The sequence below is a fragment of the Albidovulum sediminicola genome (genome assembly GCF_025751575.1).
Taxonomy (GTDB): domain Bacteria; phylum Pseudomonadota; class Alphaproteobacteria; order Rhodobacterales; family Rhodobacteraceae; genus Albidovulum; species Albidovulum sediminicola.
Genome location: NZ_JAOWLA010000009.1, coordinates 135765 through 151868, shown reverse-complemented (window position 1 = coordinate 151868; position 16104 = coordinate 135765). Strand labels below are relative to the sequence as shown.

Genomic DNA, 16104 nt, shown 5'->3' with positions numbered 1-16104 from the left:
ATCTTGCAAAAGGCGCGCATCCGGCTGGAGTGCGCCTTTTCGCTTTCAATATTATCAATGACTTACGCCACCACCTTCCCCCATTATCGGGGAGTTGCATTGCGCCCCGCCTCGTCCAATTCTCAGGGCATGAAACGCGAGCAAGAATGCAATCCACTTCACGCGAGAGTTGAAATGCAGTACGAATGGATACTGGACGTGCTGAGTGATCTCAAATCTTTCGCTCAAGGGAACGGTTTGCCCGAGCTGGCCGAGCAGTTGGGGGACACATCCATCGTTGCGGCGCACGAGATTTCCCGACTGTCCGAAGAGTGGGGCGGAGGCCAATCGCGGGATGCGGGCAAGGTTGCAGCGGTTCGTTGGGGAACTTCAGGCGTCGAAAACGCGTGAGGATCTTCAGCGCCATGTCGGCTGGTTTCGCGATCAACTCGGCGTCGATCACCTTGTCTATCACTCGGTAAGCGGTGCAGGTGAGCAATACGGCATTCTCACCTATCCGGAGGAATGGGTTCAGCGCTACATCGCCGAGGGCTACGCGCGGATCGACCCGGTCGTCCAGGGGTGCTTGCGGCGGTTCCAGCCGACGGACTGGAAGCATCTGGACTGGTCTGGCCGGCAGTCCCGAAACCTGCTCGGAGAGGCGGTGTCAGCGGGGGTCGGAAACCAGGGATATTCGGTGCCGATCCGGGGGCCGGGCGGGCAGTTCGCGCTGTTCACCGTCTCGGGCCGCATGACTGATACGCGATGGGAGAAATTCGTTGCCAATACATCGACGGAGATCCTGTTGGCCGCCCATTTCCTGAACCAGAAAGCCCAGGAGATCGCGCAGAGCGATCCGTTGGGCGATGCCCAGCCTCTGAGTGGCCGGGAGATCGACGTGCTGACCCTGCTCGCGCTGGGGATGAACCGGGCGCAGGCGGCTGACTCGCTCGAAATATCGGAACATACCTTCCGGTCCTACGTCGAAAGTGCCCGCATAAAACTCGGCGCGACCAACACGACGCATGCCGTGGCGCGCGCCGTTTCGGGCGGGTTCGTCCTGCTCTGAAAGGGCACCGATAGGCTCCTGTTAACCAGTTTTCGTTAATCCCTCCTTACCTGCAAGGAGGGATACTATGCTGAGATTTCTGACCGGAGAGGAGCTCTCCAACACGCCGAAATTGCGTGACACGATGTACGCGGATCGGGCCTGCCAGTTCCGCGATCGCCTCAACTGGGAGGTGCGCGTGGATGACCGCGGCTGGGAACGGGACGAGTACGATGCCCTCAATCCGCTCTACGTCATCTGGCAGCGCGCCGATGGCCGCCACGGCGGCTCGATGCGCTTCATGCCGACCGAAGGCCGGACCATGGTCAACGATCATTTCCGGCATCTGGCGGGCGGGCGGCGGATCTCCAGCGCCAGGGTGTGGGAATGCACGCGCTTCTGCCTCGCGGCCGAGACGGAGGCCAATGTCGCGGCGGCGCTGATGCTCGGCGGGGCGGAACTGGGCGTCCGGCTCGGCCTGACGCGGGCGGTCGGTGTCTTCGATGCGCGCATGGTGAGGATCTACCGCCACCTTGGGTGGGAGCCCGACATCCTGGGCAGCACCGGCTCCGGCCGCGAGGCGATCAGCCTGGGCTTCTGGCGCTTTTCCGAGGAGGTGCGCGTGAAGATGGCCGCCAAGGCGGGGATTCCAGAGGCGCTGTCGCAGGCCTGGTTCGCGTCCGACCGGCATGAGCCGCTTCCGGTTCGCGTCACCGGATAATCGTCTGGCACTTGGCCGACGGGGCGGGTAGGGTCGCCGCCATGACCCTTCCCGCGCTGCAGTTTTCCGACGATCAGGCCGAGGCCTGGGACCGCGTGGCGGAGGTGCTGCGCGGGGCGGGCGTGGACCTTCTTGAGGGCACCACGCTGCCTGCGGCGAGTGGCAAGGCCAGTGTGCTCGCGGTCGTCGGCAAGGCCGGGTCGGGCAAGACCATGCTGCTGGCGGAGCTTACCAAGGCGCTGGCGGCCGCGGGCGTCGACACGATTTCGGGCGACTACGAAGGGCGGCGGCGCAAGGACCGGCGTACGCTTGCCATCCTCGCGCCGACGAACAAGGCGGCCAGCGTGCTTCGCGGGCGGGGCGTGCCCGCGACGACGATCCACCGGATCCTCTACACGCCCGTTTACGATCCCGAATACGAAAAGATCGCCGAATGGCTCGCCGGGAACGGTGACCGCCCCGAGGTCGAAGGGCTGACCGACATCGCACTTGACCGGGCCAAGGCCTTCTATGACCAAGTGAAGTCCATTCCCGGCGCACTTGCTGCGGCGGGTCTGCGCGGGTCCGACTTCATCCTGGGCTGGAAGCGGCGCGAGGACCCCCTGGACATCGGGTTCATCGACGAATCTTCGATGCTGGACGAACGCCAGTACGAGGATCTGCGCGAGATCTTCCCGACCCTGATCCTTTTCGGCGATCCCGCGCAGTTGGCGCCCGTGGGGCAATCCGGCGAAATGGTCTTCGACCGGCTGGCCGAGGGGCGCAAGCTGACGCTCAACCGCATCCACCGGCAGGAAACCGACAGCCCGATCCTTGACCTTGCCCACGCGCTGGCCGACCCCGCGCTGGATTTCGAGGGGTTCGAGCGCATGGTCGCGGACGCGGCCCGGCGTGACGAGCGGGTGCAATGGGCCGAGCGCGTCGATGCCGGGCTCATGGCGCGCTCGCCGGTGCTGGTGTGGCGCAACCAGACTCGGGTGCGGCTGATCCAGGCGTTCCGCGCAGCCTATGGCGCGCCGGCTGACGAGCTGCTGCCGGGCGAGCCCCTGATCTGCGACGGGATCGAACTGCCGCTGAAGCACCGCAAGAAGCGCATCGACCTGGAGGCGCGGGGCCTGATCAAGGGGGCGCAGGTCATCTATCTAGGCCCCGGCAAGAAGCCCGGTTTCTCGCGCCTTCATGTCGTTGGGTCCGAAGACCCGCTGGTCTCGGCCGCGTCGATCATCAAGATCGAACAGCCCGACACCGAGGAACCCTTCATCCCCTACGCTGCGCGCATGGGGGCCGCCTTCCTGCATGGGGCTGCGGTGACAATCCACAAGGCGCAGGGGTCGCAGTGGGAGGACGTGCAGGTCTTCGCGCCCGACCTTTTCGTCGCCGCGCGCATGGGGCGGACGGAGGCCGGCCTGCCGCTGTGGAAGCGCCTTGCCTATGTGGCGATCACGCGGGCGGAAAAGCGCCTGCACTGGGTGGTGCGCAATCGCCTCGCGCGTCCGGCCGAGGCGCTGGGTGTGGCCGATCTACCGCGGACGAGTTCGGTCCTGTCGCTCGACCCGGTGGAGGCAGGCTGAGGCCGCTGACGCCTTTTCCATCCGGCCCGCTGCCGCTACTGTCCGGAGCAAACAAGGGAGTCGCCCATGCGCTGCGTTTTCGTCCAGTTCCGTTGCCAGCCCGGCAAGACCTATCAGGTCGCCAACGAGATCTACGACCGTGAGGTCGTGTCCGAGCTCTATTCCACCTCGGGCGATTTCGACCTGATCGCCAAGGTCTACATCCCCGAGAACGAGGACGTGGGCCATTGGCTGGCCGAAAAGCTCTTCGACATCGAGGGCATCAGCCGAACCCTGACCACGATGACCTTCCGGGCGTTCTAGGATGGCGGGCACGATCGTCGTGACAGGCGCGTCCGCCGGGATCGGCCGGGGGGTCGCGGAGCATTGTCTGGCCGAGGGCTGGAACGTCGTCCTGATCGCCCGGCGTGCGGGAGTGCTGGAAGAGGTCGCGGGTGGTGCCGCGAACGCGCTGGCGCTGGCCTGCGACGTTTCGGATGCGGCGGCGGTCGATCGGGCCTTTGCCGAGGCCGCCCGGCATTTCGGCCGGATCGACGTGCTGTTCAACAACGCCGGGATCTTCCGCCCCTCCGGCCTCATCGACGAGATCCCTCTGGCCGACTGGACCGACACGCTCGCCGTGAACCTGACCGGCATGTTCTTGTGCGCGCGCGCCGCCTTTCGCCAGATGCGGTCGCAGGCGCCGCAAGGGGGCAGGATCATCAACAACGGCTCGATCTCGGCGCATGCGCCACGGCCCGGGTCGGTCAGCTATACGACGACCAAGCACGCCATCACCGGCCTGACGAAGTCGCTGGCGCTGGACGGGCGGCCCTTCGGCATCGCCTGCGGTCAGATCGACATCGGAAACGCCCGGACGGAACTGGCGGCCAAGATCGAAAAAGGGGTGCCCCAGGCCGATGGTTCTCTCCGCGGTGAACCGATGATGCAGGTGTCCGACGTGGTCGAGGCGGTGATGACCATGGCGCGGATGCCGGCCTCGGCCAACGTGCTGTCGATGACGGTGATGGCGACGAACATGCCCTTCGTCGGGCGCGGCTAGCCTAGCGGCGCAGCAACCGGAAGGCTTCGGAGGCCGCCCATCCCGCAAGCCCGGCCAGCACCAGCGCAAGGATGCCGTAGGCCGCAGGCTGTTGCTGCGCAAGCGTATAGAGCCAGCGTTCGATCCCGACCTTGCGGACATAGATCGTGGACTGGTCCGAAGTCAGAACATGGCGGTTTCGCAGCAGGTAGATGCGGGTGACGTAATTTCCCTCGACCAGGTTGGCGGGCAGATCGAATGTCGCACTGAAAAGCGTGCTGTCCTTCAACTCTGTCCCGCTTTCGGCGGCGCCGTAGATGCCCTCATCTTGCCGGATGCGGATCAGCGCGTCGGTGAAGGCGGGGGAGTCCATCACGTCCTGCGGCGCCCCGACAGAGCGGATCTTTTGCGGGACGGAGATCTTGTGACGCAGGTCCTCGGTCTGGGACAGGATGTACTCCAACGGCGCGGTCGCGGCGACGGCGTAGAAGCTGGGGGCGTTGTCGACCTCGACCGAGGAGGTGTTGACCCAGATGCCCATTTGCCGCGACTTGCGGCGCACGACGATCGGGCCGGAGGGACCCTCCAGCGTGATGATCACCTGAAGGAGCCCGGTGTCCGGGATCGGCGTTTCCCGCTTGATCGCCCCGTAGACCAGCAGGTCCGAGCCCTCGAAGTTCGCGGTGATCGAGATGCGGTCCTGGCTCACGCCCGAAACCACCTCCTCCTGCGCGGCCGCGGCGGTGGCCGCGAAAAGGCCGAGGAGAAGGGCGAGCCACCTCATGATTTCACCTTAGCGAGCGAGTAAAGCTCGTTCGGCTCGATCAGCAGATCGAGCGCGATCTTGATGCAGACCGCAAGGACGAGCAGGGCCAGCAACACCCTCAGCTGCTCGGCGTTCAGCCGCGCGCCGATCCTTGTGCCGACCTGTGCCCCGACGACACCGCCCAGGATCAGGAGCAGCGCCAGCATCAAATCCACCGACTGGTTCGTCAGGGCGTGCATGAAAGTGGTGAAGCTGGTCACGAAGATGATCTGAAAGAGCGAGGTGCCGATCACGACCTTGGTGGGCATGCCCAGCAGGTAGATCATCGCGGGCACCATGATGAACCCGCCGCCGACGCCCATGATGGCCGCCAGAAGCCCCACGAACGCCCCCACGATCAGGGGCGGTATGACCGAGATGAAGAGGCCCGAGGTCCGGAACTTCATCTTCAGTGGCAGGTTGTGAACCCAGGTATGGTGATGGCGCTTGACCCTCGGCGCGGTGCCAGAGCGGGCGCGGCGCATCGCCCGCACGCTTTCCTGGAGCATCAGCAATCCGATCAGCCCGAGGAACAGCACATAGGCCAGCTGCACGGTCAGGTCGATCTGGCCCAGCCGCGACAGCAGGTTGAAGACCCAGATGCCGATCGCCGAGCCAGCGAGGCCCCCGACCAGGAGCACCACGCCCATCCGGATATCGACCGAGCGCCGCTTCAGGTGGGCCAGCACGCCCGATATCGAGGAGGCCACGACCTGATTCGCGCCGGTCGCCACGGCAACCGTCGGCGGCACGCCGATGAAGAACAGCAGCGGCGTGATCAGGAACCCGCCCCCGACGCCGAAGAGGCCGGACAGTATTCCGACCAGCCCGCCGATCCCGAAGAGTAGAAAGGCGCTTACGGACACTTCGGCAATGGGCAGATAGATCTGCATCGGCAGCCAGTTGCTCGTGGATGTTGTCTTTGCAACGGTTGCGCCCCGGCGGGGCGATGTCAAACCCACTTGCGCTCACAGTGCGGAAATTTAAAGGGGGAATTTCGCGAACCTGGGCGGGGAGCATCCCGACGTGCTCGGCACACGGGCGCACGGATCGCCCCTGTGGGATAGCGTTGCACTGCCGGTCAGGTTGGGCGTATTTGACGCTAAGAATTTGATATATATAGTTAAGTTACTCAAGGCGCGGCTCTGGCGCCGTCCCTTGGGGCGCGCGCGGTCAGGGGCGTTCCGGGGTTGCCGGCCGCGGATGTGTTGAACTGGACATAACTATTCGCCAATCGTGGACCTATCTCGACTGCGGTGCGCGTGGTGATCTTCATCAAGATGTCGTCAATGCCTGCTGAAATGCCCGCGCCGAGCCTGGTCCCGAAACCGGGGCCGGCCCTTGGCGCGTGTCGCTCGCAATGCACGCGCAGCACTAGGGGCTATGAATCTGCAAGTTAGCGTAGGAGTATCGGGATACGGACGACAAATGAACAGACCGCAGAGAAATCGAGAAAGTCGATCGCAAAGCAAATCAGAAAGCCAAAGGGAGTAATTTGAATGACTGAAGCCAAGAAGCTGTCTCGCCGTACCGTGCTGAAGGGTGCCGGCGCGGTGACGCTGGCGGCGCCGCTTTATTCGAAGAGCGCGCTGGCCTCGTCCGGCGAAATCAACATCATGATGTGGTCGGACTACCTGCCGCCCGATTTCCTCAGCGCTTTCGAAAGCGAGACCGGGATCAAGGTCAACTACACCGGGATCGGGTCCAACGAAGAAATCATCAACAAGATGAAGGCGACGAAGGGCCAGGGGTTCGACCTCGTCAGCCCGACGAACAACCGCTCGCTCCAGTGGGAGCCGCTCGAACTGCTCCAGCCCTTCGACATGGCGCGCGTGAAGATCGACGCGGTCAACCCGGCCATGGCAAAGATCGGCACCGACGCGTGGAACTTCGGCGGGGCGGGGTCGCACTGGCTGCCGCATATCTGGGGGACCGAGGGGATTGCCTACCGCACGGACCTCTGGCTGCCGGCGGGCGATGCGCCCTCCTATGGCGATGTCTGGTCCGAGGAGAACGCCGGCAAGACCATGGGCCGCGCGCATTCGATGATGCTGGGCGCGGGCCTCTTCATGGAACGCTCGGGCGAGATGGAGCCGGGCTCGATCTGGTCGGCCTACAATGACGAAGAAACCATGCGCAAGGTCTGGGGGCAGGTGACTGACTGGTGCATCGCGCGCAAGGGCCGCATCAAGCTGATCTGGAACGACGCGGACACGCAGAAGAACGGCCTGATGAACGAAGGCGTGATCGTCGGCCAGACCTGGGACGGCCCCCCGCTCGCGCTCAAGGCGGCGGGTGAACCGGTGCACTACCAGGCCCCGATCGAAGGCGCGATGGCTTGGGTGGACGGCATGGCCATTCCGTCCGGCGCCGCGAACATGGACCAGATCTATGCCTTCATCGATTTCGCCTACCGTGCGGACCAGGCGGGCCACGCGATCGACAGCCACGGCTACAACTCTCCGGTGCTGGGCGCGGACGCCTTCTCGGGCGATGTCTACAAGAAGAACTTCCAGGAGGCCTATCCGGGCGACAGCCTGGCCAATCTGAACCCCTGGCCGGCCGAGGCGCCCTGGTACGCCGACGTGCGGACCGAGTTCGTCAACAAGTTCACGAGCGCCTGATCGCGCGCGTGCAGGGCCTCCCGCCGGTCGGGGGGCCCCTTGCAAGGATGTGACGCGCGGATCAACCGCTGGCGTCGCTTGAAATGCGGCCGCGCGAACCGGAGCCGCATCACGGGGAGAATTTGGGACATGAGTGCTGGGGTCGGCGTCGATCTGGAAAACCTCTGGATCCGCTTCGGAGATTTCGTTGCCGTGCGCGACGCGAATGTGAACATCAAGGGCGGGGATTTCTTCTCGTTCCTGGGGCCCTCGGGCTGCGGCAAGACAACGATCCTGCGCGCCGTGTCGGGGTTTCTCGACCCGTCGGAAGGCAATGTCCTGATCGGCGGAAAGAACATGAAGGGGGTCGGGCCGAACAAGCGGCCGACCGCGCTGATCTTTCAGAACCTCGCGCTGTTTCCGCTGATGAAGGTCTGGGAAAACATCGCCTTCTCGATGGAGATCAAGGGGGCCAGCGCGGCCGAGCGGCGCAAGCGCGCCGACGAACTGCTGGAGATGATCGCGCTCGAAGGGCAGGGGGACAAGCTGCCGTCGGAGCTTTCGGGCGGGCAGCGCCAGCGCGTCGCCATCGCGCGCGCGCTCTGCGCCGAGCCGCATGTGCTCTTGCTGGACGAACCGCTCTCGGCGCTGGACCTGAAACTGCGCCAGCACATGCGCACCGAATTGCGCGAAATCCAGCAAAGGGTCGGTATCACCTTCATCTACATCACCCATGACCAGGGCGAGGCGCTGACGATGTCGGACAGCATCGCCGTGATGCGCGCGGGGGTGATCGACCAGATCGGCGACGGCAAGACCATCTACAACGACCCCGCCACGCCCTTCGCGGCCTCTTTCGTCGGGGAAAACAACGTCTTCCGCGGCAAGGTCAAGCAGGTTAGCGGCGATCGGGTGCTGGTGCAGTCCAACCGCTCGGGCGAGCTATTGGCGCGGGTTTCGACAGCCAACGTCGGCAAGATGAAGGAGGGCGACAGCGCCATGATCTTCATCCGCCCCGAGGCCCTGGAACTCGCCAAGACGGGGACAGAGGGCGACCACTACGTCTCGGCCCGAGTGGTCAACGAGGAATTCGAGGGCAACGTCTTCAACATCTTCATGGAGGGCGACGGCGGGAAGGAGATCAAGGTCTCGCTTCCGAACCATGGCCAGTCCTTCGATAGCCACAAGGGCGAGACGATGACCCTGCGGTATGACGTCAAGAACGCCGTGGCGATGCCCGCGGGCGTTCTGGCCACGGAATGACGGGGGAAACGAGATGCCCCGTTTCCTGAAAGACTTCCTGACCCGCAACGGCACCGGGCCGGGCCTGGTGATGCTGGGGCTTGTCCTCTTCTGGACGGTCGGCCTGATCATCCTGCCGCAGCTCTCGATGCTCGACTTTTCCTTCCGCCCGAACCTGCCGCCGCCGGAGATTGGCGGGCCGAAGGATGTCTACACGCTCGAAAATTACAAGTACCTGGTCTATGGCCCGGAAGGGGGCGGACAGGCCTATAACGCCGTCGACCTGATGGTGTTCTTCCGAACGCTGGTCGCGGCGGTCTGCGTGACGGTCTTCAACCTGATCCTGTGCTACCCGATCGCCTATTACCTGGGGCAGACAAAGGGCAACCACATCCGGGTGCTCGCGCTGATGCTGATCATCCCCTACTGGATCAACGAGATCCTGCGGGCCTTCGCCCTGCGCATCATCTTCGGGGAAACCGGCGTCCTGAACACGATCCTCACCGGGATCGGACTGTTCGACACGCCCTTCGACTTCATCCGCAACGATTACGCGCTCTATGCCGGGCTGGGTTACGCCTACATCCTGCTGATGATTTTCCCGATCTACAACGTGATCGAGAGCCTCGATCACAACCAGATCGAGGCCGCGCGCGATCTTGGCGCGCCCTGGTGGCGCATCCACTGGCGCGTGGTGATCCCCTATGCCAAGCCCGGCATCAGTTCCGGCTGCACCATGGTCTTCATGCTGTCGGCGGGCGCGCTGGCCGCGCCGCAGATCCTTGGCGGGCCGTCCAGCCTGTGGTTCACGCAGCTTATCTACCAGCAGTTCAATGACAGCAGCGACTGGCCGCAGGGCGCCGCCTATGCCGTGGTCCTGCTGGTCACCTGTATCCTGCTGGTGCTGGCGATCATGCGGCTCTTCAAGGTGAACATGGGGGACATCGGGAAATGAACCTGTCCTTTCTTCGCCTGAGCGTCTGGATCTACCTTGCGATCTTCTTCGCCTATCTGTTGGGGCCGCTGGTGATCATGGCGGTGACCGCCTTCAACTCGCCCAGCTTTCCCAGCGCCACGCCATGGGAGTGTCTGACGTTCGAGTGGTTCTCGGCGCTTTTCCAGGACACGCGCATCCTGAACGGCATCAAGAACTCCATCATCATCGGGGCGGGGACGGTCGTGCTGTCGGTGCTGATGGGGCTCGCGGGGGCGCTGATGCTGACGCAGATCTGGCCGAAGCTGCGCGCGACCTACTACACGGTCATCATCGCGCCGATCCTGATCCCCGGCGTCGTCCTGGGGATCTCGACCCTGGTCTTCTGGGACCGCATCAACCGGATGGTGGGCCTTGGTCCCGACAGTGTGCTGTCGAGCGGCCTGTTCCTGACGATCCTCGGACAGTCCACCTTCATCGCCTCCTACTGCATGCTGGTGCTGGTCGCGCGGCTTCAGCGCTACGACACCGCGCTGACCGAGGCGGCGCTGGACCTGGGGGCGACCCATGCGCAGGCCTTCCGCAAGGTGCTTTTGCCCTTCATGCGCCCGGCCATTGCATCCGCCGCGGTGCTCGCGTTCCTTGCGAGCTTCGAGAACTACAACACCACCACCTTCACCTTCGGCGAATACCCGACGCTGACGATCGAACTGGCGCAGAAGGTCCGCTACGGCATCTCGCCCGCGATTTCGGCACTCGCGTTCATCATCGTCATTCTGACGGTCTTTGCCGCGCTCACGAACGAGGCGGCGATCCGGCGGCGCGAGCTGGTGGCGGCTGCGCGGCGTGAGGCCACGGTGGCGGAGCTGTCGGGCGGCGGGGTCAAGCTGCCCGGTTTCCTCAGCGGCAACGCGGCGGCGGGTCTTCTGGTCGCCCTCGCGATCGCGACGATCGTCGTCGTCGGGACGGCAACCGTCTACAGCCCCGACCAATGCATCACCGATATCCGTGAGCAGAAGCGGATCGAGGCCGACCTGCGCGCCGAGGAACTCCGCAGGAAGCGGGATGAGGAGCGCAAGCTCAAGGCCGCTGAAGAGCCCGCGCCCGCCGCCCCGACCGGCACCGGGACCAGCAGCGGCAGCTTTGGTGGGGTTTTCGATCCGAACGCCCTGCAAAACGCCCCCGCCGCGCCGGAGGCTGAGGCCAATCCGCCGGCCGGGAACAACAGCGGTTTCGGCGGGGTCTTCGATCCCAATGCCCTGAAAGGGACCGACAACTGAGCGATCGGAAACGGAAAAGGGGCGGCCTTCGTGCCGCCCCTTCTTCATGTCTGGCGGGCGGACCTAGCGCTCCTTGACGTAGGGCTCCCCGCCCGCCCGGGGCGGAATGGCGCGGCCGACGAAGCCCGCCAGGACGATGACCGTCAGGATGTAGGGCAGGGCGTCCAGTGCCGGGACCGGCACGTCGAAGCCCACGGTCTTCTTGATCACGTCGGGCCGCAGCGCCAATGCCTGGAAGAAGCCGAAGAGCATGGTCGCCATCAGCGCGTACCACGGTCGCCATTTGGCAAAGATCAGCGCGGCCAGCGCGATGTAGCCGCGTCCTGCCGTCATCTCTTTGCCGAAGCCCGCCTGGAGACCCGCCGCCATGTAGGCGCCCGCCAGCCCGCAGAGGATACCGGTGATCACCACGGCCGCATAGCGCAGCCGCACCACCGAGATGCCCGCCGTATCGACCGAGGCGGGGTTTTCCCCCACCGCACGCAGCCGCAGCCCGAAGCGGGTGCGGTAGAGCACCCACCAGGTGGCGGGGACGGCCAGCAGCGCGATATAGACCAAGGCGCCATGGCCTGAGAGGACCTCGGAGTACAAGGGGCCGATGATCGGGACCCCGGACAGGCTTTCGGCGAAGGGCAGCGTGATCGGGTTGAACCGTGCGCCTCCGCTCAGCGGCGGCGTGCGCCCTCCCTGGTGAAACAGCGACTGGGCGATCAGAACCGTGATGCCGGAGGCCACGAAGTTCAGCGCCACGCCCGAGATCAGCTGGTTCCCACGGAAGGTGATCGAGGCGACCCCGTGGATGGCGGCAAAGATGACGGCCCCCGCGATCCCGGCCAGCAGGCCCAGCCAGACCGACCCGGTCAGGGCCGCGACCGCGCCGGTGCACATGGCGGCCATCAGCATCTTGCCCTCAAGCCCGATGTCGAAGATGCCCGAGCGTTCGGAATAGAGCCCGGCAAGACAGGCCAGCAGCAGCGGCGTCGCGAGGCGGATGGTGCTGTCGAGGATCTGGAGAAGGGTCGCGTAATCCATCACGCGGCCTCCAGGCGGCGGGGGCGGAAGAAGAGGCCCAGCACCATTCGCACCATGTGGTCGAGCGCGCCCGTGAACAGGATCACCAGGCCCTGGACGACGGTTCTGAGTTCGATCGGGATCGAGGTCCAGAGCCCGATCTCCGCCCCGCCCTGATAAAGGATGCCAAAGAGGATCGCGGCCAGGACCACGCCGATCGGGTGGTTGCGGCCCATCAGCGCCACCGCGATCCCGATGAAACCTGCCCCCTCGGAGGAGTTCTGCAAGAGCCGCCCGCTTTCCCCCATCACGTTGTTGATCGACATCAGCCCCGCCAGCCCGCCCGAGATCAGCATCGCCAGCATCGTCACCTTGAAGGGTGAGATGCCGGCATAGATCGCCGCCGGTTCGGACTTGCCGAAGGCGCGGATCTCATAGCCCAAACGGGTCCGCCAGAGCAGCAGCCAGACCAGCCAGCAGGCGATGAGTGCCACGAAAAGCGTCACATTGGCGGGGATCTTCTTGTCGAAGATCGCGCTGAGGATCGGCAGTTCGTGCAGCGTCGGCAGCGCCGCACCCGCCGGAAAGCGGGCGGTGGCCGGGTCCATCTGCCCGGCCGGGCGCAGCACGTTGACCAGCAGGTAGATAATCAGCGCCGCCCCGATGTAGTTGAACATGATCGTGGTGATCACGATGTGGCTGCCGCGCCGGGCCTGAAGATAGGCGGGGATCGCCGCCCAGGCCGCGCCGAAGACGGCGCCCGCGATTATCGCCGCGGGCAGGGCGAGGGTCCAGTGCGGCCAGGGAACAGCCAGGCAGACGAGCGCCACGCCCAGCCCGCCCAGTTGGGCCTGCCCCTCACCCCCGATATTGAAGAGGCTCCCGTGGAAGGCGACCGTGACCGCGAGCCCCGTGAACATGAAGCTGGTGGCATAGTAAAGCGTGTAGCCCCAGGCGTAGGGCGAGCCCACGGCGCCGGTGACCATGGTCGTCAGCGCCTCCATCGGGCTTTGGCCGATGGCGAGGATCACGAGGGCCGAGATGACGCCCGCCAGCAGAAGGCTGATGAGCGGGACGAGGATCAGGTCGGCCCAGCGGGGAATCCTTGCCATGTCCTACGCCCTCATTCCCGTTGCCTGCCGTTCCTCATGCGCGTCGGAGGAGATGTCCCAGCCCGCCATGGCGCGCGTATCGGCGCCGCCAAGGCCTGCCATCAGGCAACCGAGCCCGACTTGCGTGGCGCTCGCCGCGGGTCCGGTACCCATCAGGTGCCCGTCGAACATCACGGCGATGCGGTCCGAGAGGCTCATGATCTCGTCCAGTTCCACGCTGACCAGAAGCACCGCCTTGCCCGCATCGCGCAGTTCCACGATGCGTTTGTGGATGAACTCGATCGCGCCGATATCGACGCCGCGCGTCGGCTGGCCGACCAAAAGCAGGTCGGGATTGCGCTCGATCTCGCGCGCCAGGATGATCTTCTGCTGGTTGCCCCCGGAAAAGCTCTTGGCCTGAAGCGATGGGATGGGCGGGCGCACGTCGAAACGCTCCATCTTGCCGCGGGCGTCCTCAAGAATGGCGCCGTTGTCCATGAGGAGCGCGTTCTTCTGATAGGCGGGGTCGTTGTGATAGCCGAAGGCGATGTTTTCCCAGGCGGTGAAATCCATGATCATGCCCAGCCGCTGACGGTCCTCGGGCACATGGCTGATGCCCCTGCGCCGCCGCGACTGCCCGTCGGAAAACTTGCCGGTCAGGTCCAGACTGTCGCCGTTCAGAAGGATGGTTCCGGTGCCGCGCGCGATCCCGCCCAGCACTTCCAGCAATTCGGTCTGGCCATTCCCGGCGACGCCCGCGATGCCCAGGATCTCGCCCGCGCGGATGGTCAGATCAATCCCCTTCAGCCGTTCGATCTTGTCGCCGTCACGCACCCTGAGGCCCTTGATCTCCAGCACCGTTCGGCCCGGCTTCGCCTCGCCCTTGGGAACGTGCAACAGGACCTTGCGCCCAACCATTAGCTCGGCCAGTTGCTCGGGACTGGTTTCGGCGGTCCGGACCGTCGCCGTCATCTCTCCGCGCCGCATGACGCTGACGGTGTCTGTGATCTCCATGATCTCGCGCAGCTTGTGGGTGATCAGGATCACGGTCTTGCCCTGTTCCTTCAGGTTCCTGAGGATGCGGAACAGGTGGTCGGCCTCGGCCGGGGTCAGCACGCCCGTGGGCTCGTCCAGGATCAGGATATCGGCGTGGCGATAGAGCGCCTTGAGGATTTCGACGCGCTGCTGGTGGCCGACAGAAAGCTCCTCGATCACCGCGTCGGGATGAACGTCTAGCTCGTATTCCTCGGCCAGTTCCGCCAGAACCTTGCGCGCCTTGGCCAGCGACGGGCGCAAAAGCGCGCCATCCTCGGCGCCCAGGATCACGTTTTCGAGGACGGAGAAATTCTGCACCAGCTTGAAATGCTGGAAGACCATGCCGATGCCGGCGCGGATGGCGGCCTGGCTGTCGGGGATGGCGGTGGGGTGGCCGTTAATCAGGATCTCTCCCGCGTCGGCCTTGTAGAAGCCGTAGAGGATCGACATCAGCGTGGACTTGCCGGCGCCGTTTTCGCCGATGATCCCGTGGATCGTTCCCTTGGCGACCTGGATCGAGATGTCCTTGTTCGCCTGAACGGAACCGAATGCCTTGGAGATGCCGCGGAGTTCGATTGCATAGGGGGCGGCAGTCACCTGCCGCCCCGAAGCGATCTCGCCTTTCATCAGAAGGACGCAGCGGGGCAGGTGTTGTCGGTCATGTAGTTATGCACCTCCAACTCGCCCGATTTGATCTTGGCCGCGGCCTCGTCCACCGTCGCCGCCATTTCAGGCGTAACGAGCGCGGCGTTGTTTTCGTCCATCGCGTAGCCCACGCCCTCATTGGCAAGGCCCATGACCTTCACCACGCCGGTTTCCAGATCGGCTCCCGCCGTGAACGCCTCATAAACGGCGTTGTCGACCCGCTTGAGCATCGAGGTCAGGACCTGGCCCGGGTGCAGGTAGTTCTGGTTGCTGTCGACGCCGATCGACAGGATGCCCTCGTCGGCGGCCGACTGAAGCACGCCGATGCCCGTGCCCCCCGCGGCCGCATAGATCACGTCGGCGCCCTGCGCCTTCTGCGCCTTGGCCAGTTCCGCCCCTTTCACCGGGTCGTTCCAGGCGGAGGGCGTGGTGCCGGTCATGTTCATCACCACGCTCGCGTCCGGGTTCACGGCCTTCACGCCCTGCGCGTAGCCGCAGCCGAACTTGCGGATCAGCGGAATGTCCATGCCGCCGATGAAGCCCACCGTGCCGGTCTTGGAGGCGAGCGCCGCCAGCATGCCCACCAGGTAGGAGCCTTCATGCTCGTTGAAGGCAACCTGCAGGATGTTCGGGGCTTCGAGCCAATCGACATCGATGATGGCGAACTTCGTGTCCGGGAAGTCGGGTGCAACCTGGGCCAGCACGTCGCCGAAGGCGAAGCCCGTCATGACCACCGGGTTTGCCCCGGCCTCGGCCAGGCGGCGCAGCGCCTGTTCACGCTGGGCCTCGGACTGCATCTCCAGTTCCTTGTAGGAGCCGCCGGTTTCGGCCTTCCAGCGCTCAGCCCCGTTGAACGCCGCTTCGTTGAAGGACTTGTCAAACTTTCCGCCGAGGTCGTAGATGATGGCCGGATCAGCCAGCGCCACGCCCGAGGTCAGCGCCAGCGTTGCGGCGGCGCCGAGGAATTTGGTCATGAGGGTCATCGATTTCTCCCGGTTCTGTATTACGGTCACCCAGGTCTCGGGGCCGCCCGCCAATCGCGGGGCGATCACTTGCGGATCAAGGGAGATTAGGTCGCAGTCCCGGTAACGGGTCAATAGCTATCTGTGGGGCAAGGC

The 16104-nt window shown here is 64.9% G+C and carries 16 protein-coding genes; 10 read left to right on the top strand and 6 right to left on the bottom strand.

The window, feature by feature from the left end:
- Window positions 1-57 precede the first annotated feature (57 nt).
- The 6 genes from OE647_RS11285 (at window position 58) to OE647_RS11260 (ending at window position 4361) form a co-directional block, all read left to right on the top strand.
- Window positions 58-390: a hypothetical protein gene (locus OE647_RS11285; RefSeq protein ID WP_263721829.1), complete on the top strand. Its 333-nt coding sequence runs from the start codon at window positions 58-60 to the stop codon at window positions 388-390.
- Window positions 347-1048, top strand: coding sequence for a helix-turn-helix transcriptional regulator (locus OE647_RS11280; RefSeq protein WP_263721828.1), 702 nt, complete (start codon window positions 347-349; stop codon window positions 1046-1048). The genes OE647_RS11285 and OE647_RS11280 overlap by 44 nt, the downstream gene beginning before the upstream one ends.
- A 67-nt stretch (window positions 1049-1115) precedes the next feature.
- Entirely contained in the window at window positions 1116-1748 is a 633-nt protein-coding gene (locus OE647_RS11275; protein WP_263721827.1) for an acyl-homoserine-lactone synthase, read from the top strand.
- Window positions 1749-1789: 41 nt separating this feature from the next.
- Window positions 1790-3319 (top strand): ATP-dependent DNA helicase, encoded by a 1530-nt coding sequence (locus OE647_RS11270; protein WP_263721826.1) that lies wholly within the window; start codon window positions 1790-1792, stop codon window positions 3317-3319.
- A gap of 66 nt (window positions 3320-3385) precedes the next feature.
- The gene (locus OE647_RS11265) at window positions 3386-3622 is read left to right on the top strand and encodes an Lrp/AsnC family transcriptional regulator (protein WP_263721825.1); all 237 of its coding nucleotides are present in this window, start codon (window positions 3386-3388) and stop codon (window positions 3620-3622) included.
- Between the two features lies 1 nt (window position 3623).
- Window positions 3624-4361: an SDR family oxidoreductase gene (locus OE647_RS11260; protein ID WP_263721824.1), complete on the top strand. Its 738-nt coding sequence runs from the start codon at window positions 3624-3626 to the stop codon at window positions 4359-4361.
- Window position 4362: 1 nt separating this feature from the next.
- Here the strand turns inward: OE647_RS11260 and OE647_RS11255 are convergent, their stop codons facing one another.
- Together OE647_RS11255 and OE647_RS11250 are read right to left on the bottom strand one after the other, a co-directional pair.
- Complete coding sequence (locus OE647_RS11255) at window positions 4363-5124, bottom strand: TIGR02186 family protein (protein ID WP_263721823.1); 762 nt, start codon at window positions 5122-5124, stop codon at window positions 4363-4365.
- Window positions 5121-6038 carry a sulfite exporter TauE/SafE family protein gene (locus OE647_RS11250; protein ID WP_263721822.1) on the bottom strand — a complete coding sequence of 306 codons (918 nt, stop codon included), beginning with the start codon at window positions 6036-6038 and terminating at the stop codon, window positions 5121-5123. The genes OE647_RS11255 and OE647_RS11250 overlap by 4 nt, the downstream gene beginning before the upstream one ends.
- A 606-nt stretch (window positions 6039-6644) precedes the next feature.
- Here OE647_RS11250 and OE647_RS11245 point away from each other — a divergent pair.
- The 4 genes from OE647_RS11245 to OE647_RS11230 all read left to right on the top strand — a co-directional run bounded on the left by OE647_RS11245 (window position 6645) and on the right by OE647_RS11230 (window position 11204).
- Window positions 6645-7769, top strand: a complete 1125-nt coding sequence (locus tag OE647_RS11245; RefSeq protein ID WP_263721821.1) for an extracellular solute-binding protein — start codon at window positions 6645-6647, stop codon at window positions 7767-7769.
- 129 nt (window positions 7770-7898) lie between these two features.
- Entirely contained in the window at window positions 7899-9011 is a 1113-nt protein-coding gene (locus OE647_RS11240; protein ID WP_263721820.1) for an ABC transporter ATP-binding protein, read from the top strand.
- 13 nt (window positions 9012-9024) lie between these two features.
- Window positions 9025-9945, top strand: a complete 921-nt coding sequence (locus tag OE647_RS11235; RefSeq protein ID WP_263721819.1) for an ABC transporter permease — start codon at window positions 9025-9027, stop codon at window positions 9943-9945.
- Window positions 9942-11204 carry an ABC transporter permease gene (locus tag OE647_RS11230; protein WP_263721818.1) on the top strand — a complete coding sequence of 421 codons (1263 nt, stop codon included), beginning with the start codon at window positions 9942-9944 and terminating at the stop codon, window positions 11202-11204. Before OE647_RS11235 ends, OE647_RS11230 begins: the two co-directional genes overlap by 4 nt.
- 63 nt (window positions 11205-11267) lie before the next feature.
- Here the strand turns inward: OE647_RS11230 and OE647_RS11225 are convergent, their stop codons facing one another.
- From OE647_RS11225 to OE647_RS11210, 4 genes are read right to left on the bottom strand one after another with little or no spacing between them, the layout of a single operon-like run.
- Entirely contained in the window at window positions 11268-12236 is a 969-nt protein-coding gene (locus tag OE647_RS11225) for an ABC transporter permease (RefSeq protein ID WP_263721817.1), read from the bottom strand.
- Complete coding sequence (locus OE647_RS11220) at window positions 12236-13327, bottom strand: ABC transporter permease (protein ID WP_263721816.1); 1092 nt, start codon at window positions 13325-13327, stop codon at window positions 12236-12238. The genes OE647_RS11225 and OE647_RS11220 overlap by 1 nt, the downstream gene beginning before the upstream one ends.
- Window positions 13328-13330: 3 nt before the next feature.
- The gene (locus OE647_RS11215) at window positions 13331-14968 is read right to left on the bottom strand and encodes an ABC transporter ATP-binding protein (protein WP_263721815.1); all 1638 of its coding nucleotides are present in this window, start codon (window positions 14966-14968) and stop codon (window positions 13331-13333) included.
- Window positions 14968-15969 carry a BMP family lipoprotein gene (locus OE647_RS11210; protein WP_263721814.1) on the bottom strand — a complete coding sequence of 334 codons (1002 nt, stop codon included), beginning with the start codon at window positions 15967-15969 and terminating at the stop codon, window positions 14968-14970. Before OE647_RS11210 ends, OE647_RS11215 begins: the two co-directional genes overlap by 1 nt.
- Window positions 15970-16104: the final 135 nt, after the last annotated feature.

Bases quoted from the DNA above. Each gene is read 5' to 3' on its own strand.
- OE647_RS11285 (WP_263721829.1), top strand. From the start codon at position 58: ATGACTTACGCCACCACCTTCCCCCATTATCGGGGAGTTGCATTGCGC.
- OE647_RS11275 (WP_263721827.1), top strand. From the start codon at position 1,116: ATGCTGAGATTTCTGACCGGAGAGGAGCTCTCCAACACGCCGAAATTG.
- OE647_RS11270 (WP_263721826.1), top strand. From the start codon at position 1,790: ATGACCCTTCCCGCGCTGCAGTTTTCCGACGATCAGGCCGAGGCCTGG.
- OE647_RS11265 (WP_263721825.1), top strand. From the start codon at position 3,386: ATGCGCTGCGTTTTCGTCCAGTTCCGTTGCCAGCCCGGCAAGACCTAT.
- OE647_RS11260 (WP_263721824.1), top strand. From the start codon at position 3,624: ATGGCGGGCACGATCGTCGTGACAGGCGCGTCCGCCGGGATCGGCCGG.
- OE647_RS11255 (WP_263721823.1), bottom strand. From the start codon at position 5,124: ATGAGGTGGCTCGCCCTTCTCCTCGGCCTTTTCGCGGCCACCGCCGCG.
- OE647_RS11250 (WP_263721822.1), bottom strand. From the start codon at position 6,038: ATGCAGATCTATCTGCCCATTGCCGAAGTGTCCGTAAGCGCCTTTCTA.
- OE647_RS11245 (WP_263721821.1), top strand. From the start codon at position 6,645: ATGACTGAAGCCAAGAAGCTGTCTCGCCGTACCGTGCTGAAGGGTGCC.
- OE647_RS11240 (WP_263721820.1), top strand. From the start codon at position 7,899: ATGAGTGCTGGGGTCGGCGTCGATCTGGAAAACCTCTGGATCCGCTTC.
- OE647_RS11235 (WP_263721819.1), top strand. From the start codon at position 9,025: ATGCCCCGTTTCCTGAAAGACTTCCTGACCCGCAACGGCACCGGGCCG.
- OE647_RS11230 (WP_263721818.1), top strand. From the start codon at position 9,942: ATGAACCTGTCCTTTCTTCGCCTGAGCGTCTGGATCTACCTTGCGATC.
- OE647_RS11225 (WP_263721817.1), bottom strand. From the start codon at position 12,236: ATGGATTACGCGACCCTTCTCCAGATCCTCGACAGCACCATCCGCCTC.
- OE647_RS11220 (WP_263721816.1), bottom strand. From the start codon at position 13,327: ATGGCAAGGATTCCCCGCTGGGCCGACCTGATCCTCGTCCCGCTCATC.
- OE647_RS11215 (WP_263721815.1), bottom strand. From the start codon at position 14,968: ATGAAAGGCGAGATCGCTTCGGGGCGGCAGGTGACTGCCGCCCCCTAT.
- OE647_RS11210 (WP_263721814.1), bottom strand. From the start codon at position 15,969: ATGACCCTCATGACCAAATTCCTCGGCGCCGCCGCAACGCTGGCGCTG.